We start from the raw sequence: 23,073 nt of genomic DNA, 5'->3' as shown, positions 1-23,073 counted from the left end.
AACGTTCACTTATATGAAACATATACTCATAATAAAGTCTCTCATTCGGGATAAATTTCGTTTAATAAGTACAATTTGCTGCATTGTATTAACGACAGGATGTTGTAAGATTTTTTACTCGGGAAATCTATTTACTCGAGCAAATCAAAATGTCCTATTTGGCAAAAATTATCAACCACCAATAAAAAATTTAAATATCCAAGGTTATTTTTATCGAGATGAAATTGATAATCTTAGATGGGAAAGTGTGCTCGTTTTTTATAAAAATGGGATTGCAATAGATTATAAGATTGAAAAATCACATGAAAACATAAAAAGGGAACAGCTTAAGGATTTAAGACCATTAATTGGAGGGATATACACTCATTACATTTATACGATACGAAATGACACATTGATTTTAGATGATTATTTAAATACATGCTATTATTGCATGTTAAGGAGCCGATTTTATGTTATTGAAGATAATAATACGCTTCATTATGTAAAATATGCATCTTATGATGAGAAAGGTGGAAGTACAGTAATTAATGAGAACGAGATATTGCATTTTGTACCGGTTGACACAATGCCTGATATCCCAGAGCTTAAGCTAAAGGAAGAAAAGTGGATGTGGGAAAACGAGGATGAATGGAAGGCTTACAAGCGCGAGCTGAAAGCCCGCAAGGACAGCATCAAACGTGCCCGCAAACTAAACTCCAAACTCATGAAGAGATGAAATTTACAAATAAAATAATAATCGCGGTTGTCTATGCCGGGAGTGACAGCGCATTCTCCTACGTGCAGGCGCCAACGGAGAGCCAGAGCTTCAACCGCTACAGCTACTGCCTTAACAATCCGCTGAAGTATCGCGACGCCTCGGGCGAATGGTTCGGCATCGATGATCTGCTGGTATCGGCCATATCCGCCGTGACGGGCTATCTGCAAAGCGGCTTCACCACGGGCCATTGGGGCATGTCGTCAATCAAGCGTGGCATTTCGGCCGGTCTGTCGGGCTGGATTGGCTATAACACCTGCGGTGCCGGAGCAGGTCTTTTAGGTGGGTCGGTGGGCAGTTACCTGAAGTATTCGGTAGCCAACTGCATAGCCAATCACCCGATGCTCTCCATACCCATACCGATAAACAACAATGTGAATCTGTCGCTGTCGCCGGCATTTTCGCTCGGAGCCAATGGACTCACGGCCGGAGTCTCGGCCATGGCGTCGATGCAGTTCGGCGATTGGGGCTTCTCACTCTCAGCCGGAGCGGGCAACAAGTATGTCGGAGGCGACTTCGCTTTCTCTTACGATGGCTGGGGCGCCGGCTACGGCCTCACCCACTACTACTCCGAAACCGTTCAAGGCAACCGTCTCGGCTCGCAGAACGTAGGCACAATATCGCTCCTATTGAGAGGCGTCTCTATCCGCGTCTCAAACGACCTTTTTGGAAATAAAGATCATGACCGGTGGCGCAGCAGCGCCGTTGAAATCGGCTTCAAAGATTTCACTATCGGCACATACGTAACCACAAATGACGGAAAGTTAGAGTCGGAGTATAATAATTCACAAAAAATAGATCATAATCAAATTTTAGAATCAGGACAAGAAAAGCCAGACGTATGGAGTAATGGGGCCGTTTATAGTGCTCCATTTTGGATTGGTTTTAAATCAGGCAATCAGATACAACGTATCGGTTTTAGCGATAAATGCATCCAAAACATTACACAAAATGCAGTTCATAAAAAAATTGGGACCCCCCAATTTACAAACTATAAAAATATGACAACAGGAATTTTTTATCAAAATGGATATAACTCTCCTATAAGTATCTGGTAAGGACTATGTTTGTCGTCAACATTTAATATTAAAATCAAGATGAATAAATTTATTATAAATCATTGCAAAAACAAAGTAATCATATTAGTTATGACCCCCTTGTTGATAAGTTGCGGCCTTTTTTATACGAGAAAGGATTTTAATGATAAAAGTCCGTCAGTGCTATTTGCGACAGACACCGATACCAAAATTGAAGAAAAGCTAAATATTAACGGATACTATTATTCGGAAGAGTCCAATAGCATATTTATTTTATATAAAGATCAGGCTTGTATATCATATTATTTTAAAAACGAGCTAAGTGATCTTAGAGGAATACCAGTTGAAAACCTCGGTTTGCTTGTCTCAAAAAAACCGGGTAATATAGCTCTATGGAATAAATATAATGGCATATATACGATATCAGGTGATACATTGACAATCGATTTTTATGAAAAAAACAATATAATATATATTCATACATGGCTGGAATTTTATACTGATAAATTTAAAATTATAGACCGAAACACTTTAAGGCTTTTTCAGCGTATAAATGAAGACGGTGAGATATTAAACGGTGACTTTGAATATAAATTTGTTCCTCTGGAATATCTTCCTGACCCATATAATAATGACCTGAAAAAGAAAAAATGGATGTGGAGATATAAAGAAGACTGGAAAGCATATAAAAACGAGCTTAAAAGACTAAGTCGAAAAAATAATTAAGATTTAAACATATATGATTTTGAACCGAAATATATTGTTCTCTGTGATATTATTGATCATTACAGGATGTTCATTATATGACTCAGGACGTGGATATAAGTCAAAAAATGAGAGAGTATTATTATATACCGGTTATAATACACATATATCTGATAGTATTGATATAAACGGTTATTATTGCCGCAGCGATAAACCGAATCGGGGGTATATATTTTATGACAATGGGACATGCGTGTCTTTTGACTTCTTGGATGAATTTAGAGATACGATCGGGTACCCTTTGACACAATTGATGACATATATCTATACTATGCCGGATGTGGCATATTACAAGACATACGATACTTTTGCTTCCACCGGAGGAACTTATAAAGTGGAGAATAACACCATTATAGCAGATTTCTATATAGAACGTATAAATGGTCTTTTTCATTGGCCATATTGGGAAATATATAGTCAATACTTTAATCTGATAGATAAGCATATGCTGCGACTATGCAAAACCATAATTTATGATAAAGAAGGAACCGATACTATATATACTAACATGCAGTATAATTTTGTACATGTAGATACGATACCATCTTATTTTCATGTAGATGCTCGTAAAAAGAAATGGCTATGGAATAATAAGAATGATTGGAAAGGCTATAAGCGTGAATTAAAGGCCTACAAAGACAGTATCAAACGTGCTCGCAAACTAAAAACGGAGAACCAATGAAAGGATTAGCTCTAAAAGAATTATTGTTAGGGAATAGCCTTCGCTTGACCGGTGTGATCTGCTGTATATTACTTATGTCAGGATGCTGCAAAATATTTAATTATGGGAATCAGTTTACTCGCGAAAACCAAAATGTAGTATTTGGCAAAAACTATCAGCCGCAAATCAAAGGATTAAATACGCAAGGTTATTTTTATCGTAAAGGTGAGGATAAACTTGGCTGGTACAGTCTTCTTGTACTGTATAGCGACGGAAGATATTTTGAATATATCCCCGTAGATTCATATATAGAATTACGTTGTACTCCTGTCGGGAATTTATCTCCGTTAATACGGGGGTGTCACAATAATGGCTTTTATAATATAATAAATGACACATTAGTTTTAGATGAGTATCTGCTTCTATGTGGTTCCCGAAGCTTAATTAGCCGTCAATACGTTATTGAAGATAGTAATACGCTTCATTTGGTAAAACGGATATTACATGATAAAAAAGGGAAAAGAAAGATATCGGAAGAAGATGACACGCTGCATTTTGTTCCTGTAGACACATTGCCTGATACACCTGAATCTTGGCTAAAGAAGCAGAAGTGGATGTGGGAAAACAAAGATGAATGGAAAGACTACAAGCGCGAGCTGAAAGCCCGCAAGGACAGCATCAAGAGAGCCCGCAAACTAAAAACGGATAACCAATGAAAAAATCAGCTATAACAGAATTATTGTTCGGAAATAGCCTTCGCTTGACCGGTGTGGTCTGCTGTATATTATTTATGTCAGGATGCTGCAAAATATTTGACGGAGGAAATCGGTTTACAAAGGAAAATCAAACAGCCTTATACGGCAAAGACTATATCCCAAAAATCAAGGGGCTAAATACACAGGGCTATTTTTACGGGAACAATGATCATGGTTGGTATGAGGCCCTTGTATTGTATCCTGATGGAACTGCTATAGACTATACTGGTAGTAAATTATATGATAGTCTGAAAGGGAAATATCTCCCTACTTTAGATGCATTAATTAATGATACCCATTTTTCTCGTTTCATTTATTCGCAACGAAATGATACTTTAATCTTAGATAATTATTTGCATTTATGTAATGGTAGGTATCTGACCAGCCGCTATTATTTTATTGAGGATAAAAATACGCTCCGATTTTTTAAATATATATATTATCCTGAAAAGGGAAAGACAGGCTCTGTAATAAATAAAAATGAAGTATTACATTTTGTCCCTGTGGACACATTACCTAATATGCCAGAACCTTGGCTAAAGAAGCAAAAGTGGATGTGGGAAAACGAGGATGAATGGAAAGACTACAAGCGCGAACTGAAAGCACGCAAAGACAGCATCAAACGTGCCCGCAAACTAAAAACCAATCATTAAAACGACTATTAACCAAACTAATTTTTATAAATATGAGACATCGCAAAATGGATGTATACCGCAACTGTATGTCAGTTATAGCTACGGTGTTTATTACCATTGCTTCGGTAAGTTGTATGAGCACCAAGCCGTCGAAGATTTTCGGCGACACAAAACCTGTAGGCCAATACAAATGGGACACGGTAACCAATATCGACAGTCTGATAAATATACAAGGCTATTATTATAACATACTGCCTCGACAGCATTATGTGGACGGAGTAGACTCAACGTACATAGCATGGGAAGACATCGACTTGGTATTTTATAAGGACGGTACTTGTGTGTCATTTAAATTTGATAATGAATCCCGAAAATATGAAGGGCTGTATGTGCCCGACCTGACCGGAATGATATCAAAAAGGTATGGCAAGGTACCGGTGTGGACTTGCGGTGGAATATACAAGATAGACGGCGACACATTGATCGTAGACATATTTGAGCGTACGAAACAGACTAAATTCGGCGGTGTGACACCGGCTGTCTATTTACCCTCTCCGGGATTAAATCTTATGTTCTATATCAATAAAGACAATTGGGTGGCTCTTGAAAGACGCAAGTTTGTCATAGAGGACAAGACCACGCTGCATCTTATAGAATTTTCCAACGCCAATTATCACAACGAGCCCATAGAAATCGATGCACTCTACAAGTTTGTGCCCACCGACGTCGTGCCGTCAAGGTGCGAGGCCGACATCAGAAAAGAAAAATGGATGTGGGCCTACAAGGAGGACTGGGAAGCGCACAAACAGGAATTAAAGGCTTACAAACGTGAGTTGAAAGCACGCAAGGACAGCATAAAGCGTGCGGCCGAGCCTGCAACCGACAGCTTGTAGCGAAACAGACGGCAACTTTAAGGCCGTCTATTTCGTTTTATTGACATGAGCGGAGTAAAACATCTGTTTCAACGGATAAAGCGCCGCATTCTCGGCGCCATTTTATTTTGGGAAAGAGCACTGCGTCACTCCATGAATGCGGTGAGAGACGTATGTGGCGTACTGCGTGTAGTCACTTTTTTCGCGTCGGTGGCGTGCATACTGCTGGCCATGGCTTATGTCGGTTATGACCATGAGCCAGACCGATTGAGGCACATCATGCACTACTTCCGCATAATACAAAGTGTATTTGTCGTAAACATACTTTTCAATCTGCTCTTCAATATGAAAGCGACATTGCGAAACACCCGCGCCGTGAAATGGATAGTGGACCTGTCAATGCTGCTTACTCTGCTGCCGATACTGTATCCGCGCCCCGCCAACCCGTGGATACCGTGGCTTGAAACCATCCTGTACTCCAACAAGTTTTTTCTCGGCATACTCATAGCCTATGCCATAGTAGACATAAGCTACGGTATAATGATAATAATGGGCAAGCGCACCAATCCCTCGCTCATACTGTCGCTAAGCTTCATATTCTTCATATTGCTTGGCTCGTTCATGCTGATGATGCCCAAGTGCACTTACCACGGCATAGAATATCTCGACTCGTTATTTCTGGCTACAAGCGCGGTGTGCATAACCGGACTGACATCGATCGACATACCATCGACATTTACCCCGCTCGGAGTGCTTGTTCTCGCATTTCTCATACAGACCGGGGCACTCGGAGTCATGACTTTTACAAGCTTTTTCGCACTGTTTTACAGCGGCAATAACTCGGTATACAGTCAACTGATTGTAAAGGACATGATATACACCAAATCTATCAACGCACTTATACCGACATTGCTGTACATATTTCTGTTTACGATAGCTATCGAAGCAGCAGGTGCTATGTTCATATGGTGGTCCATACGCGATGTGCTTGACATGTCGACTGAAGACCAATTGATATTCTCGGCATTTCACTCCTTGTCTGCGTTTTGCAATGCGGGCTTCTCGAATTTACCCGGAGGAATGTCCAATCCTCTTCTGATGAACTCGAATCAATCCATATACCTCGTAATAAGCGTAATAACGCTTGCCGGAGCAATAGGCTTCCCTATTCTGGTCAATTTCCGCGATGTATTTTTTGAATACACACGTCGGTTGTGGAGCAAGATAAAAGGGCGCAAACGCATAGGCCATCCGGTACATATCTATAGCCTGAATACAAAAGTGGCCTTATATACAACACTTATCATATTTGCGGTCAGCGTCATATTGTTTTTTACATTTGAGTATGACAACTCCCTTGCCGGCTTCAGCCTATACGATAAAATCGTACAGGCGATATTCAATTCGACCACCCCGCGCAGCTCAGGCTTTGTATCGGTAAGTCCGGCTGAGTTTCTTAACGTGACACTCGTATTTGTGTTGTTGCTGATGTGGATCGGCGGAGCCTCTCAGTCCACGGCCGGAGGTATAAAAGTAAACACCTTTGCCGCCATTTTGATAAATCTTAAGGCCATAATACTCGGACATAACAAAGTCACGGCTTTCAACCGCACAATATCGACAGGCTCCATACGCAGAGCCAATGCAGTAGTGACATTATCGATACTGTCTTATTTTCTTATAGTCGTATTGCTTATGATATTTGAGCCCGGACTGTCAGCACGCAGCCTTGTTTTCGAAGCCTCGTCAGCCCTGTTTACAGTGGGATCTTCATTCGGTATAACTCCCCTGCTTTGCGGTGCCTCAAAAACACTTCTCATAACAGCCATGTTCTTGGGACGTGTAGGCATAATATCGCTGCTTATAGGCGTTACGGGCAATCAGCATGACAAACCCGTGGCATTCCCGACCGACAATCTGATTATAAATTAATTACAATTTTACTATATGAGATATCTTATAATAGGTCTTGGAATATACGGTGCAAATCTCGCCACCGATCTTACGGCTATGGGCCATGAGGTCATCGGAGCTGACCACAATTCTACATTGGTCGAAGCCGTAAAAGACAAAATATCAACCGCATACATCATCGACTCCACCGATGAAGCCGCACTGTCAGTACTTCCGCTTAAAACGGTGGACCTCGTGATTGTAGCCATAGGAGAAAACTTCGGAGCAAGTGTGAAGACAGTGGCTCTTCTTAGAAAACTCGGAGTGGATCGCATATACGCACGAGCTGTCGACGAGATACACGAAACCATACTTCACGGCTTTAACGTAGACCGTATACTTACCCCCGAACAGCGCGCGGCAAGAGAACTTACCCGCGAACTCGAACTCGGCTGCAAAGTAGACTCAATGCGTATTGACAACGACCGGTATATAATAAAATTTGCGGTGCCAGACTATTACGTAGGCACCGCAATAAACGATTTGGATTTTGACAAGGATTTTCACATAAAACTGGTAGCAATATCGCGACCGACACCTCGCCGAAACTTTTTAGGCATCACCGACAACGTGCTTCAGGCTGTCGACACAACTATAGCCGACACACGTCTTGAAAAAGGCGACGTAATGACAGTAATAGGTACACAGCACGGTTTCCGCGAGCTGTTTCACCACATATCCTGATGTCAGAATTCATAATCGACACAGGCGCGTGCCGATTTATGCCCTGCAAGCAATGAGGCCGCAGCCACATGAGCCGGATGATTGGCGTATACCGCTACATCAGCCATTGTCGGCACAATAGCAGTCAGAACCACATCCCAGTCTTCTGCTTCATTGTCATTAATACCGACTTCCATTGACTGCAAAACGTCAATAGACGAAGGGAGTGCGAGCAATGCGCTCTTGAATGACTCCGCCACTTTACGGCGCTCTTCGGAAGTGCCTTCAAGTTTGAACGTAACTATATGCTTTACCATATATAAATGTCGTTTATGCGTTATTATACAAGCGTTCTTTAGCGGCAGCCACACGCTCATCGGTTATATAATCGTCATAATCCATCATCTTGTCGATTATGCCGTTAGGTGTCAGCTCGATAATGCGGTTGGCCACTGTCTGGATAAATTCATGGTCATGAGAAGCAAATATGACATTTCCCTTGAAGCCCTGAAGAGTATTGTTGAAAGCCTGTATAGACTCAAGATCAAGATGATTGGTAGGCGAATCGAGTATGAGCGTATTGGCGTCTTTCATCATCATACGGGCTATCATGCAACGCATCTTTTCGCCACCCGACAATACCGACGCTTTCTTAAGCACCTCTTCGCCGGAGAAAAGCATCTTGCCGAGGAAGCCCTTAAGATATATCTCGCTCGAATCATCGCTCCACTGACACAGCCAGTCGACAAGATTCATGTCGGTATTGAAAAATGCCGAGTTGTCAAGCGGCAGATATGCCGTGGTTATTGTCTGGCCCCAGTCATAGCTTCCGGCATCGGGCTTGCGATTGCCAGTTATTATCTCGAAGAGTGCGGTCATGGCACGCGGGTCATGGCTTAAAAACGCCACCTTGTCACCCTTCTCTATAGAGAAGTTTACATCCTTGAAGAGTACTTCACCGTCTACCGAAGCAGTAAGTCCGTGCACTTCAAGTATCTTATTGCCCGGTTCGCGCGATGGAGTGAAGATTATGCCCGGATATCGGCGTGATGACGGCTGAATCTCCTCGACATTGAGCTTTTCAAGCATCTTCTTTCGTGAAGTAGTCTGCTTGGACTTGGCTACATTGGCCGAGAAACGCTGTATGAATTCCAATAACTCCTTGCGTTTTTCCTCCGCTTTCTTATTCTGTTGCTGTTGCTGACGCAGCGCAAGTTGCGACGACTCGTACCAGAAACTATAGTTCCCGGCAAAAAGTGTCATCTTGTTATAGTCGATATCAAGAGTATGGGTACATACAGAGTCAAGGAAGTGACGGTCGTGCGACACGACGAGAACCGTATTTTCGCACTTTGACAGGTAATCCTCGAGCCAAGCCACAGTATCAAGATCAAGATCATTGGTAGGCTCGTCGAGCAGCAGGTTGTCAGGATTGCCGAATAAAGCTTTGGCAAGAAGCACACGCACCTTCTCATTACCGCTGAGGTCCTTCATAAGCATGTAGTGCTTGTCTTCCTTTATACCGAGACCGCTCAACAAGGCGGCGGCATCGCTCTCGGCATTCCAGCCTTCAAGTTCGGCAAATTTCTCCTCAAGCTCGGCGGCTCTTACGCCGTCCTCATCGGAAAAATCGGCTTTGGCGTAGATAGCGTCTTTCTCCTGCATTATATCCCATAATACCGTATGGCCCTGCAGGACGGTATTGAGTACCGTACACTCGTCAAACTTAAAGTGATCCTGTTCAAGAACCGACATTCTTTCTCCCGGACCCTGCGACACGTTGCCATGGGTCGGTGAGAGCTGATTGCTCAATATACGCATCAGAGTGGACTTGCCGGCACCGTTGGCTCCGATTATACCGTAACAGTTGCCCGGAGTGAACTTTAGATTGACATCCTGAAACAAAACCCTCTTACCGAATTGCTGAGTTAAATTACTGACCGCTATCATCTTATTACCTTAAAATATACCTGTTATCAAAATTTACGGCTGCAAAGTTACGAAATATTTGCCGAAGTGTTGTAATTTTGTCGTACAATCGTTTAATTCTAAATTTATTATAACTATGGTTATTCAACGTTGGCAATCGGTATTGCTGTTTTTGGCCGGACTTAGCATGTGCCTTTTTGCGTTTCTGCCCCTCTGTGATATTATAGACAAGGACATGCTGACAATCGTGAAACCGATAAATGTGCTGCCTGTATTTATAGTATCGCTGCTTACTGGGCTGTTACTGTTTATAGCTGTGTTTCTGTTTCGTGTTACGCATCTGCAAAAACAGCTATCGCTCGCAGGCATAATACTGAACATATGTGTGTGCGCCGCCACTGTATTATATATCTGTAATATTGACGCCCAATTGGGCATTATATGGAATTGGTCACTATGTCTGCCCCCGGTAGCATTGGTCCTGACTATATGGGCGATAGCCCGTATACGGCATGACGAAAATATCCTTAAGAGCTACGACCGCATACGGTAGCTGATCATATATGAATGAAACTATAAAATTGTTAAATGACAGTTAATCACGGGCGTCCTTTTAAACGCCCGTTTGTTATTTATGTCAAATGAACAAACAAAAACAATTAACTTAATCATTTAACAGAATTATGAAGAAGATTTTTTTAGCGACAGTCGTTATGGCCGCATCAATGTTTTCATTCAATGCATCAGCACAGAAATCCAAGAATTGTCCGGCAACATGTCCTGACAGTGCAGCATGCCCAGCATTGAAGTGTGACCGCCCTGATCCGTTTATCGGCATAACCCTGACTCCCGAACAGCAGACCAAACTCCAGACATTAAAAGCCGAAACAAAAGCAAAACGTCAGGCTATGGCCAAAGACCGCAAGACCAAAGTTAAAACAGACCGCACTAAACGCGCAGAGGCCATGAAGGCTTCCAAGAAAGAGTATCTTGAAAACGTGAAAGAGATACTCGGGCCTGACCAGTACGTGGTTTTTCTTGAAAATATAGTTCTCAATCAGCCAAGTCCCAAAGCAGGCATGCATCATGACAAACGAGGTGCCACCTGCAAGAACAAGGACATGAAACGTCCCGGTCACAAGCATCACTCAGACCGTAAGGCGGCACCGGCTGCAAAATCGCAGAATAACGCCGGCAACTGATAAACTTAAATAGATGTCCGTCTAAAAGCCTGACTCATACTAGTCAGGCTTTTTTATTACCATGTGCCATATGTTAAAATACACAAAAACGCACTCGGCTTAACTTTGTTTTATCATAAAGACGAAATTTATCCCTTATTTTGATGCATCTTATTGCCCATAACATGAAAACCTTTACCCGATATATTGCAATAGCACTTGCCTTAACAAGTTTGTCAGGCTATTGCTCCGAAAAAGTAAACGTTTCGATATATAGCGTTTGCTCCAATGAATATGTATGCGATTCGCTCGGCGTAGATTTTGAGATTTGCGATATTGCGCCGGGCGACACCGCCATTGTATCTGAAAAAATAAACGAGATTGCATTTCCTGAGAACATATCATGGACATGGGAGCCGAGAATTGACAGCATATCGACGTACAATGCCCTGTTTTATTTCGTTCAGCCGCTGTTGACTGAACGTGTAGCAATCAATACTATCACCGCAGAACCTTATTGGGGTGAAGATGTTGTCAACATTTCGTTCAGCTTTCATGACGCATCAATCTTTGAGAAACTGACACGCGATAATATAGGTAAAAGGCTTGCTGTAGCCATTGACGGAGCCATATATAACTCACCTCGTGTAAACTGCCCCATCGAATCCGGCCGATGTATGGTTACGACAAGAGTATGCAATATTCCCCGCTCCTTGACAGGATTGTATAAAAAATAAGTCGCGGTTAAAGAGTGTTAAACAAGCTGCTCGTATGCATTATTTTGATTTCTACGGGATTGTATAATAAAAACGATTAAATCAATCACATTATGAAAACTTTATCATTCAAAACACTGGTACCGGCAATTATTATTGTTTTTTCACTCATATCCTGTAATGATGACAAAGATGAATACGATAGCAATTGGCCTCCGATGAAATGGGAAGTAACAAACCGGAGCAAAGAAGATATAAATATATCCGATAACTATTTTGGCATCTCGGGATATGTAATTGACGTAAATTATAAAGGCGGAGAGTTATTGCTGGAGTGTGTTAACTATAAAGAATTCCGGATTTTATCGGTTGACGACTATATACCTGACAATGACGAAAACCGTGCAACGTATATTAACGACTGGTGTCGATTATCAATTGAAGACAACATACTGCATTGTATTTTCAGAACGGATATGTCGAACAAACCTCAAGAACAAATCAATCTGACATTGAGTGCCGGCGATGTGTTTCAGAAGATACGCATCAACCGCACTTTTGGTGAGCCTGCCACAATAGGCTTATAGGTAGCTTCCGCATGTCATGGTTGCAAGACAACGATTATAGTACACATTCGTATGAATGCACAGCTTTTTCCGGCAAATTGTCACGATTGGCATGCGCTTTTGTGCGCTATACAACCGTCACAATTGCAAATTGCAAGCTGTTGCTATATTGAATGATAGCTCAAACATGCTTTTAAACATTAAATAAAGGATGGAAAAATCATGATTTTTCCATCCTTTATTTAAAATTAAATGTTTACATTTGCGTATATCATTCAATATTTAATCTCTATTAGATATGGATATCAATAGTATCATGAATGCCCTTGAGGTAAAACACCCCGGAGAGAAAGAATATCTTCAGGCTGTAAGAGAGGTGCTCCTGTCGGTAGGCGACGTTTACAACAAGCACCCCGAGTTTGAAAAAGCCCGCATAATCGAGCGTATGGTCGAGCCGGACAGGATTGTCACTTTTCGTGTGACATGGATTGACGACAAAGGCGAAGTTCAGACTAATATCGGTTACCGAGTACAGTTTAACAACGCCATTGGTCCGTATAAAGGCGGCATACGTTTTCACGCATCAGTCAATTTATCAATACTTAAATTCCTCGGTTTCGAGCAGACATTTAAAAACGCACTGACCACCTTGCCTATGGGCGGAGCAAAAGGCGGTTCAGACTTCTCACCACGTGGAAAGAGTGATAGGGAAATAATGCGTTTCTGTCAAGCCTTCATACTCGGATTGTGGAAAAATCTCGGTCCTGACCGTGATGTTCCGGCCGGCGATATAGGAGTAGGCGGCCGTGAAGTCGGATACATGTACGGTATGTATAAAAAACTTGTGGACGAACATACAGGCACTTTCACCGGTAAAGGTCTTGACTTCGGCGGTTCACGCATACGTCCTGAAGCTACCGGCTACGGCGCCATCTATTTTGTCAATGACATGCTTGCCCGACGCGGTGAGTCGATAAAAGGCAAAACCGTAGCCATATCAGGCTTCGGCAACGTGGCTTGGGGTGCCGCCCTTAAAGCTACCGAGCTTGGAGCAAAGGTTGTGACGATATCGGGTCCGGACGGATATGTGTATGATCCCGACGGCATATCGGGCGATAAAATCGACTATATGCTCGAACTCCGCGCTTCGGGCAACGACATCGTGGAGCCTTATGTCGAAAAATATCCCAATGCCACTTTCTTCCCGGGACACAAACCGTGGGAGCAGAAAGTGGATATCGCCCTCCCCTGCGCCACTCAGAACGAACTTGACGGTGACGATGCCAAGCGTCTTGTAGACAATCACGTACAGCTCGTGGCTGAAGTTTCAAACATGGGATGTACTCCGGAGGCTATCGACCACTTCATCGAGACACGCACGGTATATGCTCCCGGAAAGGCTGTCAATGCCGGCGGTGTGGCTACATCAGGTCTTGAAATGAGCCAGAATGCCATGCATCTTACATGGAGTGCCGAAGAAGTGGATGCCAAGTTGCATGGTATAATGGATGATATACATACTCAGTGTGTCAAGTATGGCACCGAACCTGACGGATACATCAACTACATGAAAGGAGCCAATATTGCCGGCTTCATGAAAGTAGCCAATGCCATGATGGAACAAGGTATCGTATAACCCTACTTATTCATACATAAAAAAGGCCGCTTTTGAAAAGCGGTCTTTTTTATGTAGCTAATGCATTAATTGGCCCTTGATATCGATTATGAATTTAGCTTAGAATAATTGCTGTGTCTGCAACCGTACTCGTTTATGAGAGTGGCCGATATATTTTTCACTTCATTGCAATAACGCACGATGTTGCCACACAGCTCCTCAAACGTATCATCCTTTATATTGCGTGCAGGCACACGATAGCAAAAATACAGTATCTGGTCATCGTTGTCTACGCCGATCTTGAACGGTCCGAAATCAGTCGCCAGCACATAACGCAACACGGCTTCAACGTTATTTTTAGGCAGCATAGCCACCGGACTTGCAAGAGCAAGATAAGGGTCGTCAAGCGTAAATATGCGCACCTCGGTATCCTCCATATGAAAACGCCATTCATCTTCTCCTTCACGAGTTATGACAGGATTTATACCGAGGCGTTTCAGGGCTGTCTCGCAAAGTACGGCAAGCGGACCGAGCGGTATTTCATCAAATATTCCGTCAGGAAGTTTGCTACCGCAATTGGGACAATATTTTGTATTTTCTTTTTCAGAAATAAGGCAATCACATCCGCGGCACATGACTTTAAAGGTTTCGCGGTCAATTTCATCACCGATGTTAACCAGCATCTCGCGAAGACGGTTTACCGGAATCGCAAAGCCCATGTTGTCGGCATCGGTAAATTTGCTCACCGTAATACCGACCACTTCCCCCTCTCCATTAAACACCGGACCGCCCGAGTTACCGGGATTAACGGCTGCATCAGTCTGAACAAAATACTGTCCGTCCATCAGCTGCTTAGGCGAAGACACAGTACCTTCGGTAAGAGTAAACGGCATACCATAAGGATAGCCGGCCACATGCACTTTGTCGGATATCTGTAGGGAATCATCGGCAGCAAGGCTTAATAAGGGCAGATGCTTAAAATCATCATCGGTGGCCAGCAAAGCTATATCCACATCAGGATTCACAAGTACCACACGGGCATAATGCTGTGTGCGGTTATTGTCAAGCAACGCTACCTCATGGTGGCCGTCCACAACATGATTGTTTGTAACAAACAGGTTCAGGTCACGAAGATAAAAACAAGACCCCGAACCTCCTGAATGGTTAACTTTATATACGGTATCAAATATATCTTTATTCATAACTGTATCAGCTTAAAAGATGTGTCATAATACATTGCTGCAACCGGGTGGCATATAATGCATAAGCAGCAAAATCCTCCTCCTGCAGAGCCTCGGTAAGTCTTGACTGAAGTTGACGCAACTCCTCTTTTATGTCGTCGTGCCGTACATCACACGACGTATTTTCACATCTTTCATATTCCGCGTCATCTTCAACTGTCGCCTCGTCCTCTTCATCAGACTCAACTCTGACGGCAAGGAACTGATCAAGTCCAGAAATCAAGGGCCTACCCGCATCCTCGAACGGTCTGTCAGCCGATGCTTTAAGCAAATCCACAAAAAACTCATTAAGCGAATCATCCATATCGCAATAATGATACGCCTCGTAAATCTTTCTTATAAGTCCGACGGCTGCCTGCGAATAATCACCACCCTGATAGTGGTCGAGAAGATTTCGATATATCTCTTTGAAATTTTTCTGCATATTGGCGATTGTCGACCTGCGTTTGGGCGACTCTATCATATGCGTCTCGTACAAATCGACTGCAATATCCTCTTTGCTCTTGGCGAGTATCTTTTCAAGAGCTCCGGATGCTTTCTTCACAAGGACAGACTCCGGCGTATGTTCATCATTATTCAGGTCACGTATGGCGTCATTCAGTTCATCTTTAAGATTTCCTTGAGGATTGGCCACATAATCTATCTGGCAAAATGACGACATAAGAGCATTCCATGCAATACCGAAACGCCTCTCCTTTGTAAAATCGGCAACTGCCTCAAGCGTTATCCGTCCTATTGATTGTATGGCATCATATAATCGGTCTATTGTATTCTCGTCATAACGCGTCACAATAGGCTCACATAATCTTTCCGCTCCGAAATTAGCGACAAATTCATCATCAAAATCATCGGCCACGCGACACATATTGTTTATCTGCCAGTCAAAAGTCGACGGATGAGCTTCCGACAACGGACACGACCACCTTACAGACAGCATTTCATCTTCCAGATAAAAACGTGCCAGCATAAGGCGTCCGGTGTTCAAGGACGCTACGGCACGCAACATGGCTACAGCGTTTTCTTTCGGTACACGCATAAAAGGCACTTCGGCATTCAACATTCCGTCAGGAGTTATAGAAATATTGATTATAACCGAACCATGAGGTATATGATACTCCGTACCGTCCTCATTACCGAATTGTTCCGAGATGTCGGGGTTATTTGAATCAAGGACCATACGTATGGCCTCAACATACTTCCCTTCTTCAAACAAGTCAAATGATCCGAAATACAAGTCGGGCGAGTCGGTAGCCTGCGTTGACTTGACCACAGGCTCAAAATATGGTAACGTTTTCTTCATAGCAAATACTTCGATATGCAAATATAGTCATAATGGAGAATATATATATGACCTAAGCGGATAAAATTGTGCCAAACCGCACAATTTCATCCGCAATCAACCCGGAGCCCCGTCCACTCCAACGTTACCGAGTGAACGTTTATTTTACCTCCGATTTTATCTTGTCAGTCCACCCTTTCAGACGCGAAAGAGTAAGTTCTTCCTTATTTACTTGATCAAGCAGCAAACCTACATATACTCCATCAATAAAAGCAGGCGATTCATCAAACTCATAGCCGTCGGCATCAAATGAGCCTATAAACCGTGCTCCGGTCTTTTGCAGACTTGTATAAATGATGCCCACCGCCCCGCAGAAAGTATCGCTCATAGACTCGTCACCGCAGCCGAAAATAGCTATCTGCTTATCTCTGAGGTTAAGTGCCTCAAGACCGTCAAGAAAATCGTACCAATCATTCTGAAGGTCACCTGCACCCCATGTCGACGAACCCAACACCAGCAGGTCATAAGGCTCGACATCAGACGGAGCCGACTTAGCCACATCGTGAATATCTGCAGCAGGCACATTAAGTAACTTTGCAATATCTTCAGCCACTTCAGCAGTAACACCTGTGCTGGAACCGTAAAAAATACCCGTTTTTTTCATTGTCGTGTCAATATTTTACAATTAAAACATCAACACTGCTTTATTGTTCAGAATGTCACATGAAAACCGGCCCGTATGCCCCAGTTAGGCGCATCAAAAGCATTGCGGTAACTTAATCGCCAAACCGCATCAAGACGAAATATACTAAATATATTGTCAACTCCCACACTGGCTTCCATATAAGGAACATTTGACATAAGCGTGGTGTGCACTTCAGAAGGAATCACAAACAGATCCTTATTGAAATCAGGGTTGTTTTTCGGGCTCAGATGTCCCCATAAGGCTTTAAACGACATGACCTCACGGAGCCTAAGTTTCTTCAACAAAGGTATGCGGTTAAATATCATACCATCCATCCAGTACGTAAAATCAACCATAGCGTAAGAGTCGTTGACAAATTCAAGAGGATTCATCAACGCAAAACTTTCGGCTTGTATAAGATATGATAAGTTGGCGCTTGGTAAAAACAAGTTCATGTATGGTGACGCCTCCCAAGCATGGCCGCCTTTGACAATGGCATCGACATGCCCGAAAGCCGACAGCCAGAAGCGTTTGGAAAAACGCAGTTCGGTACGGTTGATTGGGAACATTGTTCCGCCAAGTCCTTTGGGAGCATATGTATGTATCAGCTCAAATACAGGCGCGTCACGGTTTATAGATCTGCGGTCTGATTTTCCCTGAATAAATTTCTCACCGGGAGCATATCTTAATTTCAAGGTAAATGTCAGCTCATTATAGTGTGGAAAATTGTTTCCGTGTCCGTCAATAAATTGTATCCACTGCGACTCTTCCTGTCGTTCAAAACGCGACATTAATCCAAGTGAGAAATTATTATACAGTTCCATATTATACTCGAGGACCTGTGAGCGTTTATAAGTCACTCGGGTATCGGGCAATCTTTTAACCGACAGAAATACATTATCACCGTAAGTGGTAAGATAGTTCTGGCCCAACTGGTCTATGTCATATGACGAAGTGGCACGTATGGAATGAACCGGAAACTCACGCGAATGATACTTCTTGTCATTGAACGAGTACTCGACTTCGCCTTCATACTTCCATCGGTGGTCACGAAAACCGTAAGAAAGATAACCGCGAGTAAACCATCTTTTAGACAGATTGGCAGTTGTCATACCTCCGACCCTGAGCCTAAGACCTTCCGCCGTATTATACGAAATGGTTGACATTATAGGCCCATAATCAAATTTACTCGGATTTCCGGTAGCCACATAACCGTTGGCCATGAGTTTAAGCACACGCTCCGTCCAATAATATACAGGCACCTCGCGCATGCTGCTCAACAGTTCCCCTACACTGCTTTCACCCTGCTCCATAGGCACAGGACGTTTCTCCTCCCAGAATTTATTGTCATGTTCCGATGCGTCATCGCTGATAATCTCACGTTGGGCCAAATTGAAAACCTCTGCATTTTCAGGCTCATCAAAATTAAAACCGCTATAGATGGTATTGCGGCGTACATACAGCTGGGGCAATCCCGGAAGCACCGACAACTCGACCGTCATGTCGTCACGTGTTTTAAGGCGTGAACCATCGGCTGACTTTTCGTATGTCTGTGTCACTGACATTGCATCCATAAAGTTTACATTGATTGTGTGAGGCAAGTGCATCTCAATCTTCTTTATGAACATGGTCGAGTCGTTTTTGGGCACATATATCTTACCGATGAAACCCCAAGTCTCGGAAGTGTGAGGGACAAAACTCAATACGACACATGAGTCACTCTCCACAACCACAGTATCATTAAGATAAAACTTATAAAAATCGGTGGCGATACGCGATAACGGACTTACAAAACGCTTTTGAAGCAAATTGACATCATTGCCGTATATGTCAATCTCCCTGAACACATCTTCAAGGAACTGTCGTGAGCTTTCCTGATTGGACAATATGTCATCGATGCCTTCCTGACGCATGCCGTTGACATGTTCTTTCTGTGAATGAGGCGATTTTCGGTAATTAACGTCCGACACTTTTTCCTTTACAATAAAATTAAGTATCGGTTTACCTGATATCTCCGATATATCCACATGATCTTTGAGAAACTTGAATTTTTTTCCCATCCAAGCATAATTGGTCTCCGGATCAAAATCGTTCAATGCCATAGTCAGGCGCTCGTACTTTTCGTAATTATAAAAGTCATTGCGCTTGGGGTCATTTTTACCCATTGCCGCACGTATGCGATTCAGAAATATTACAGCCGGGTTGTTTTTCTTGCTGTACTTCTCTTTCTTTGGCTTCACCACGACTTCACTGAGCGCTACACCGACAGGCGCCAATTGTACATTCATGCGCCGGTTTACAGTGGTTTTCAAAGGAATAGATTTTGTACGATAACCCATTACCGACAGTTTAAGGCTATCGGCACGTGATGAGGAGCGAAGTTGAAAACGGCCATTGTCATCAGTCAGCCCACCGCTGTTTGTCCCCGTAAGAAAAAGAGCCACATAAGGTATCGGCTCGTGTGTTATCGAGTCGGTAACAGTACCGGCAAGGAACGTTGTCTGCGCTCCTGTTGTTTGTGCCACTGCCATAAGCAGTACAGGCAACAAGCTAACAACTGTAAATCTTATAAATTTCAATCTTTGACTAGCTAAATTTCCGATTCTCATTCAAAACGATATAACTTTGCAAAGTTAATATAATTTTCCATTTTATAAAATGGCACAAGAGATAGAACGAAAATACATAGTCACAAATGACAGTTTCAAAGCCATGAGCATACGCTCATATCATATAATTCAGGGCTATATCCACACCGATCCCCGCGCTGTGGTAAGAGTGCGCATACGCGATGACAAAGCATTTCTTACGATAAAAAGTGAAAACAAAGGAGCCGTGCGTAATGAGTGGGAATACGGTATACCAGTCAATGACGCGCGTATGATGGTTGACAAATTATGTCAGGCATCAATAATCGAAAAAACACGATATATCATTGATTATGACTCCCATATATGGGAGGTCGATTGTTTCGACAAGCCTTGCGGCGGCCTTGTTATAGCTGAAATAGAACTACAGTCTGAGGATGAAAATTTCACACTGCCACCATTTGTCGGACGCGAAGTAACAGGAGACCCCGCATATTATAATTCGGCCATTGCGTCTACCTCACATCAAGAAGTTTGTGCAACTGTAGCGAAAGTCGCCACATCGGATATTTCAGACAATAATCAAGTGCGGCAGCCGTAAGTTCGGCATTGCGTATCGCATCACCCGTATCACACGGCTGAAGCACTCTTACACGGGCTTTTATGCCATCATATCGTGAGGGGTCGTTACTTCCGCAATACACCACTTTAAGCTCGTCACAACTGTCTATGACAGGTTGTGCCCCGTCACAGAACGCATCTTTCGGAGAAAGCGTCACATGGTCTATGCCGGAGGGCAATCTACAGGTACCGTTGGTCTCGATAGCGATAATGCAACCGATAGCGTGGAGTGCATCAACAAGCCTGTCGTCAATAAACAGCGACGGCTCTCCTCCGGTCACGACCGCCAGTCGTGCCGGATACTTCTTAACTTCAGCAACGATATCGTCGGCTGTCATCATATTACCTTCGCCATGCTCGGTATCACAGAAGGGACATGAAAGATTACAACCGCTGAAACGTATGAATACAGCAGGCACACCGGCATTTATCCCCTCGCCCTGTATGCTGTAGAATATTTCGTTTATTTTATACATTCGACAGCCATACTATCATATTTGTCAAGCACGTACACAGCCTCATTTCCCTCCGACTCCTTGACCCGGGCCATAAAACATTGTGGAGTATGCTCGACTATCCACCGGGCTATGTTTTCAGCGGTAGGATTAAACGGCAGCAACTCATTGAGATTGCCATGATCAAGATAGCCGTGTATGCTCTCCTTGATATGTGAAAAATCACATACCATTCCGTCACTGTTAAGCTCCCGGGCTTTACAATAGACTGTTATAATCCAGTTATGGCCATGCAATCCGGAACATTTGCTCTCATAGCTCAACGAAAGGCTGTGAGACGCCGATATTTCCAATCTCTTTATTACGTAGTACATCTGATACTTCTTTTGCGCTATCTCCTAAGCGTTAGTTTAACTACATTCTCTACATGAGCCGTATGAGGAAACATATCGACAGGCTGTATGGCCTCCACTCTGTACTTTACATCAAGCAACGCGAGATCACGGGCCTGAGTCGCCGGATTGCAGCTCACATAAACTATACGTTCGGGGGCGGCGTTAAGTATGACATTTACCACATCTTCATGCATTCCGGCTCGTGGAGGATCGACAATCATAACATCCGGTCTACCGTGAAGTTCAATAAACTCGTCGGTAAGCACATCCTTCATGTCGCCGGCAAAAAACAGTGTATTGTCAATGCCGTTTGCCAAGGAGTTTACACGTGCGTCGTCGATTGCTTCTGATACATACTCAATACCTATGACCTTCGCCGCTCTCGAAGCCACAAAATTGGCAATAGTACCTGTACCGGTATAAAGGTCATACACAAGCTCACCACTTTTTATATCGGCGAAATCACGTGCCACTTTATATAATGTATAGGCCTGACGGGAATTCGTCTGGTAAAATGACTTCGGACCCACTCTGAAACGCAGACCTTCCATCTCCTCTTCTATCCATTCCCGTCCGTCATATCTGACAACCTGCTGGTCACCGATGGTATCGTTGACTTTAGTGTTTATGACATACAGTAATGACGTTATTTCGGGGAAACGGCTGCGTACCGCACTCATAAGAGTTTCTATCCTGTCGGCATCATCCTCGCCAAATACCATAAGGGCCATAATCTCGCCCGTAGAAGCTATTCTTATCATGAGCGTGCGGAGCAACCCTTGCTGTTGGCGCAGATCATAGAACGAATAACCGTGCTCCTTTCCAAACTCTTTTATAAACAGACGTAACCGATTGCCGAAATCATCCTGAAGAAAACAGCATTCAATGTCAAGCACCTTGTCAAATGCTCCGGGAATGTGAAAACCGGCGCCATCTCTGTCGGAAAATTCTTCATCCGATGCAAGTTGCTCATAAGTAAGCCACTTTTTATTGGAAAAAGTGTACTCCATCTTGTTTCGGTATTCCCATATATTTTCCGAACCGAGAATAGGACTTATTTCCGGTATCTTGATTTTAGCGATACGCTCCATGGCGTCTTTGACCTGCTTCTGCTTGCAGTCTAACTGATATTCATAAGGCAGATGCTGCCATCGGCATCCTCCGCAAAGCGTGAAGTGACTGCATCGAGGAGCCACCCTTATCGCTCCCGGTTTCTGCAAGGCTATCACACGCCCCTCGGCATAGTTTTTTTTCTTTTTGACAAGCTTTACATCAACAATGTCGCCCGGTGCACAATACGGTACAAAAACCACCATATCGTTCACTCTGGCCAGCGCATTGCCTTCAGCAGCCACATCGGTTATCTCAACATGTTCCAGTACAGGAAGCTCCTTACGTTTTCGTGACAAAATTCAAGAATTTAATTATAGCTGCAAATTTAGACAAAAAACGGGACAAATCGATGTCACCACTACAAAAAGGTACTGATTTCAAAGACAATCATCTTGGCATTTCTGAAATAAATTTGGCAATGAATTCAACTTATCCGTATCTTTGACTGCGTCTTAGATACTTTCTGAAGATTCAAAATCGAAGTGCAAAAACTTTGCTTAGATAAGCAGACCAACCTCACTCCTCTCGGAGGGGGATGCCCAAGCGGCGGGGGCGGCCGAGTCCGCCCCCAAGAGTGAATCGGTAGAAAAA

The 23,073-nt window shown here is 43.3% G+C and carries 24 protein-coding genes; 15 read left to right on the top strand and 9 right to left on the bottom strand.

The window, feature by feature from the left end; translation table 11 throughout:
• Nucleotides 1-13: 13 nt before the first annotated feature.
• The 9 genes from FW767_RS05310 to FW767_RS05270 are packed head-to-tail and all read left to right on the top strand — an operon-like array spanning nucleotide 14 to nucleotide 8,119.
• The gene (locus tag FW767_RS05310) at nucleotides 14-718 is read left to right on the top strand and encodes a hypothetical protein (protein WP_147438744.1); all 705 of its coding nucleotides are present in this window, start codon (nucleotides 14-16) and stop codon (nucleotides 716-718) included.
• Nucleotides 715-1,815: a polymorphic toxin type 23 domain-containing protein gene (locus FW767_RS05305; protein WP_121698997.1), complete on the top strand. Its 1,101-nt coding sequence runs from the start codon at nucleotides 715-717 to the stop codon at nucleotides 1,813-1,815. The genes FW767_RS05310 and FW767_RS05305 overlap by 4 nt, the downstream gene beginning before the upstream one ends.
• A 39-nt stretch (nucleotides 1,816-1,854) precedes the next feature.
• Complete coding sequence (locus FW767_RS05300) at nucleotides 1,855-2,520, top strand: hypothetical protein (protein WP_121698998.1); 666 nt, start codon at nucleotides 1,855-1,857, stop codon at nucleotides 2,518-2,520.
• A gap of 43 nt (nucleotides 2,521-2,563) precedes the next feature.
• Nucleotides 2,564-3,241 (top strand): hypothetical protein, encoded by a 678-nt coding sequence (locus FW767_RS05295; protein ID WP_147438745.1) that lies wholly within the window; start codon nucleotides 2,564-2,566, stop codon nucleotides 3,239-3,241.
• Entirely contained in the window at nucleotides 3,238-3,936 is a 699-nt protein-coding gene (locus FW767_RS05290; protein ID WP_147438746.1) for a hypothetical protein, read from the top strand. Before FW767_RS05295 ends, FW767_RS05290 begins: the two co-directional genes overlap by 4 nt.
• Nucleotides 3,933-4,628, top strand: coding sequence for a hypothetical protein (locus tag FW767_RS05285; protein ID WP_121699001.1), 696 nt, complete (start codon nucleotides 3,933-3,935; stop codon nucleotides 4,626-4,628). Before FW767_RS05290 ends, FW767_RS05285 begins: the two co-directional genes overlap by 4 nt.
• A gap of 32 nt (nucleotides 4,629-4,660) precedes the next feature.
• Entirely contained in the window at nucleotides 4,661-5,503 is an 843-nt protein-coding gene (locus FW767_RS05280; protein ID WP_147438747.1) for a hypothetical protein, read from the top strand.
• Between the two features lie 45 nt (nucleotides 5,504-5,548).
• Nucleotides 5,549-7,414 carry a TrkH family potassium uptake protein gene (locus FW767_RS05275; protein WP_121699003.1) on the top strand — a complete coding sequence of 622 codons (1,866 nt, stop codon included), beginning with the start codon at nucleotides 5,549-5,551 and terminating at the stop codon, nucleotides 7,412-7,414.
• 15 nt (nucleotides 7,415-7,429) lie between these two features.
• Nucleotides 7,430-8,119 (top strand): potassium channel family protein, encoded by a 690-nt coding sequence (locus FW767_RS05270; RefSeq protein ID WP_121699004.1) that lies wholly within the window; start codon nucleotides 7,430-7,432, stop codon nucleotides 8,117-8,119.
• 2 nt (nucleotides 8,120-8,121) lie between these two features.
• On the opposite strand, the gene FW767_RS05265 is transcribed toward FW767_RS05270, so the two are convergent.
• Both FW767_RS05265 and FW767_RS05260 read right to left on the bottom strand, forming a co-directional pair.
• Nucleotides 8,122-8,415: a Dabb family protein gene (locus tag FW767_RS05265; protein ID WP_148464021.1), complete on the bottom strand. Its 294-nt coding sequence runs from the start codon at nucleotides 8,413-8,415 to the stop codon at nucleotides 8,122-8,124.
• A gap of 13 nt (nucleotides 8,416-8,428) precedes the next feature.
• Complete coding sequence (locus FW767_RS05260; RefSeq protein WP_121699005.1) at nucleotides 8,429-10,048, bottom strand: ABC-F family ATP-binding cassette domain-containing protein; 1,620 nt, start codon at nucleotides 10,046-10,048, stop codon at nucleotides 8,429-8,431.
• A 115-nt stretch (nucleotides 10,049-10,163) separates the two neighbouring features.
• On the opposite strand from FW767_RS05260, the gene FW767_RS05255 reads away from it, so the two are divergent.
• From FW767_RS05255 to gdhA, 5 genes are all read left to right on the top strand, one after another.
• Nucleotides 10,164-10,580 (top strand): DUF4293 domain-containing protein, encoded by a 417-nt coding sequence (locus tag FW767_RS05255; protein ID WP_121699006.1) that lies wholly within the window; start codon nucleotides 10,164-10,166, stop codon nucleotides 10,578-10,580.
• Between the two features lie 130 nt (nucleotides 10,581-10,710).
• Nucleotides 10,711-11,229: a hypothetical protein gene (locus FW767_RS05250; protein WP_147438748.1), complete on the top strand. Its 519-nt coding sequence runs from the start codon at nucleotides 10,711-10,713 to the stop codon at nucleotides 11,227-11,229.
• A 164-nt stretch (nucleotides 11,230-11,393) separates the two neighbouring features.
• Entirely contained in the window at nucleotides 11,394-11,945 is a 552-nt protein-coding gene (locus FW767_RS05245; protein WP_147438749.1) for a SecDF P1 head subdomain-containing protein, read from the top strand.
• Between the two features lie 92 nt (nucleotides 11,946-12,037).
• The gene (locus FW767_RS05240; protein WP_121699009.1) at nucleotides 12,038-12,511 is read left to right on the top strand and encodes a hypothetical protein; all 474 of its coding nucleotides are present in this window, start codon (nucleotides 12,038-12,040) and stop codon (nucleotides 12,509-12,511) included.
• Nucleotides 12,512-12,788: 277 nt separating this feature from the next.
• Nucleotides 12,789-14,126: an NADP-specific glutamate dehydrogenase gene (gdhA, locus tag FW767_RS05235; RefSeq protein WP_121699010.1), complete on the top strand. Its 1,338-nt coding sequence runs from the start codon at nucleotides 12,789-12,791 to the stop codon at nucleotides 14,124-14,126.
• A gap of 86 nt (nucleotides 14,127-14,212) precedes the next feature.
• Here the strand turns inward: gdhA and FW767_RS05230 are convergent, their stop codons facing one another.
• The 4 genes from FW767_RS05230 to FW767_RS05215 all read right to left on the bottom strand — a co-directional run bounded on the left by FW767_RS05230 (nucleotide 14,213) and on the right by FW767_RS05215 (nucleotide 19,841).
• A complete protein-coding gene (locus FW767_RS05230) occupies nucleotides 14,213-15,307 on the bottom strand; it encodes a trypsin-like peptidase domain-containing protein (protein ID WP_121699011.1) in 1,095 nt (364 codons plus the stop codon).
• A gap of 7 nt (nucleotides 15,308-15,314) precedes the next feature.
• Nucleotides 15,315-16,646: a YbjN domain-containing protein gene (locus FW767_RS05225; RefSeq protein ID WP_121699012.1), complete on the bottom strand. Its 1,332-nt coding sequence runs from the start codon at nucleotides 16,644-16,646 to the stop codon at nucleotides 15,315-15,317.
• A gap of 139 nt (nucleotides 16,647-16,785) precedes the next feature.
• Nucleotides 16,786-17,289 (bottom strand): flavodoxin, encoded by a 504-nt coding sequence (locus FW767_RS05220; protein ID WP_121699013.1) that lies wholly within the window; start codon nucleotides 17,287-17,289, stop codon nucleotides 16,786-16,788.
• 47 nt (nucleotides 17,290-17,336) lie between these two features.
• Nucleotides 17,337-19,841 (bottom strand): DUF5686 and carboxypeptidase-like regulatory domain-containing protein, encoded by a 2,505-nt coding sequence (locus FW767_RS05215; protein ID WP_394349336.1) that lies wholly within the window; start codon nucleotides 19,839-19,841, stop codon nucleotides 17,337-17,339.
• Between the two features lie 127 nt (nucleotides 19,842-19,968).
• Between FW767_RS05215 and FW767_RS05210 the strand changes: the two genes are divergently transcribed.
• Entirely contained in the window at nucleotides 19,969-20,499 is a 531-nt protein-coding gene (locus tag FW767_RS05210; protein ID WP_121699015.1) for a CYTH domain-containing protein, read from the top strand.
• Here the strand turns inward: FW767_RS05210 and FW767_RS05205 are convergent.
• From FW767_RS05205 to rlmD, 3 genes are read right to left on the bottom strand one after another with little or no spacing between them, the layout of a single operon-like run.
• Complete coding sequence (locus FW767_RS05205; protein ID WP_121699016.1) at nucleotides 20,414-20,995, bottom strand: 7-carboxy-7-deazaguanine synthase QueE; 582 nt, start codon at nucleotides 20,993-20,995, stop codon at nucleotides 20,414-20,416. The genes FW767_RS05210 and FW767_RS05205 overlap by 86 nt on opposite strands.
• Entirely contained in the window at nucleotides 20,983-21,348 is a 366-nt protein-coding gene (locus FW767_RS05200; RefSeq protein ID WP_121699017.1) for a 6-pyruvoyl trahydropterin synthase family protein, read from the bottom strand. The genes FW767_RS05205 and FW767_RS05200 overlap by 13 nt, the downstream gene beginning before the upstream one ends.
• Nucleotides 21,349-21,365: 17 nt before the next feature.
• Nucleotides 21,366-22,778, bottom strand: coding sequence for a 23S rRNA (uracil(1939)-C(5))-methyltransferase RlmD (rlmD, locus tag FW767_RS05195; RefSeq protein ID WP_121699018.1), 1,413 nt, complete (start codon nucleotides 22,776-22,778; stop codon nucleotides 21,366-21,368).
• Nucleotides 22,779-23,073 lie beyond the last annotated feature (295 nt).

Source organism: Heminiphilus faecis (assembly GCF_008728965.1).
Lineage (GTDB): Bacteria > Bacteroidota > Bacteroidia > Bacteroidales > Muribaculaceae > Muribaculum > Muribaculum faecis.
The sequence above is the reverse complement of the archived record's forward strand: the minus strand, read 5'-3'. Positions and strand labels throughout refer to the sequence as shown.

Bases quoted from the DNA above. Each gene is read 5' to 3' on its own strand.
- FW767_RS05310 (WP_147438744.1), top strand. From the start codon at position 14: ATGAAACATATACTCATAATAAAGTCTCTCATTCGGGATAAATTTCGT.
- FW767_RS05305 (WP_121698997.1), top strand. From the start codon at position 715: ATGAAATTTACAAATAAAATAATAATCGCGGTTGTCTATGCCGGGAGT.
- FW767_RS05300 (WP_121698998.1), top strand. From the start codon at position 1,855: ATGAATAAATTTATTATAAATCATTGCAAAAACAAAGTAATCATATTA.
- FW767_RS05290 (WP_147438746.1), top strand. From the start codon at position 3,238: ATGAAAGGATTAGCTCTAAAAGAATTATTGTTAGGGAATAGCCTTCGC.
- FW767_RS05285 (WP_121699001.1), top strand. From the start codon at position 3,933: ATGAAAAAATCAGCTATAACAGAATTATTGTTCGGAAATAGCCTTCGC.
- FW767_RS05280 (WP_147438747.1), top strand. From the start codon at position 4,661: ATGAGACATCGCAAAATGGATGTATACCGCAACTGTATGTCAGTTATA.
- FW767_RS05275 (WP_121699003.1), top strand. From the start codon at position 5,549: ATGAGCGGAGTAAAACATCTGTTTCAACGGATAAAGCGCCGCATTCTC.
- FW767_RS05270 (WP_121699004.1), top strand. From the start codon at position 7,430: ATGAGATATCTTATAATAGGTCTTGGAATATACGGTGCAAATCTCGCC.
- FW767_RS05265 (WP_148464021.1), bottom strand. From the start codon at position 8,415: ATGGTAAAGCATATAGTTACGTTCAAACTTGAAGGCACTTCCGAAGAG.
- FW767_RS05260 (WP_121699005.1), bottom strand. From the start codon at position 10,048: ATGATAGCGGTCAGTAATTTAACTCAGCAATTCGGTAAGAGGGTTTTG.
- FW767_RS05255 (WP_121699006.1), top strand. From the start codon at position 10,164: ATGGTTATTCAACGTTGGCAATCGGTATTGCTGTTTTTGGCCGGACTT.
- FW767_RS05250 (WP_147438748.1), top strand. From the start codon at position 10,711: ATGAAGAAGATTTTTTTAGCGACAGTCGTTATGGCCGCATCAATGTTT.
- FW767_RS05245 (WP_147438749.1), top strand. From the start codon at position 11,394: ATGAAAACCTTTACCCGATATATTGCAATAGCACTTGCCTTAACAAGT.
- FW767_RS05240 (WP_121699009.1), top strand. From the start codon at position 12,038: ATGAAAACTTTATCATTCAAAACACTGGTACCGGCAATTATTATTGTT.
- gdhA (WP_121699010.1), top strand. From the start codon at position 12,789: ATGGATATCAATAGTATCATGAATGCCCTTGAGGTAAAACACCCCGGA.
- FW767_RS05230 (WP_121699011.1), bottom strand. From the start codon at position 15,307: ATGAATAAAGATATATTTGATACCGTATATAAAGTTAACCATTCAGGA.
- FW767_RS05225 (WP_121699012.1), bottom strand. From the start codon at position 16,646: ATGAAGAAAACGTTACCATATTTTGAGCCTGTGGTCAAGTCAACGCAG.
- FW767_RS05220 (WP_121699013.1), bottom strand. From the start codon at position 17,289: ATGAAAAAAACGGGTATTTTTTACGGTTCCAGCACAGGTGTTACTGCT.
- FW767_RS05215 (WP_394349336.1), bottom strand. From the start codon at position 19,841: ATGGCAGTGGCACAAACAACAGGAGCGCAGACAACGTTCCTTGCCGGT.
- FW767_RS05210 (WP_121699015.1), top strand. From the start codon at position 19,969: ATGGCACAAGAGATAGAACGAAAATACATAGTCACAAATGACAGTTTC.
- FW767_RS05205 (WP_121699016.1), bottom strand. From the start codon at position 20,995: ATGTATAAAATAAACGAAATATTCTACAGCATACAGGGCGAGGGGATA.
- FW767_RS05200 (WP_121699017.1), bottom strand. From the start codon at position 21,348: ATGTACTACGTAATAAAGAGATTGGAAATATCGGCGTCTCACAGCCTT.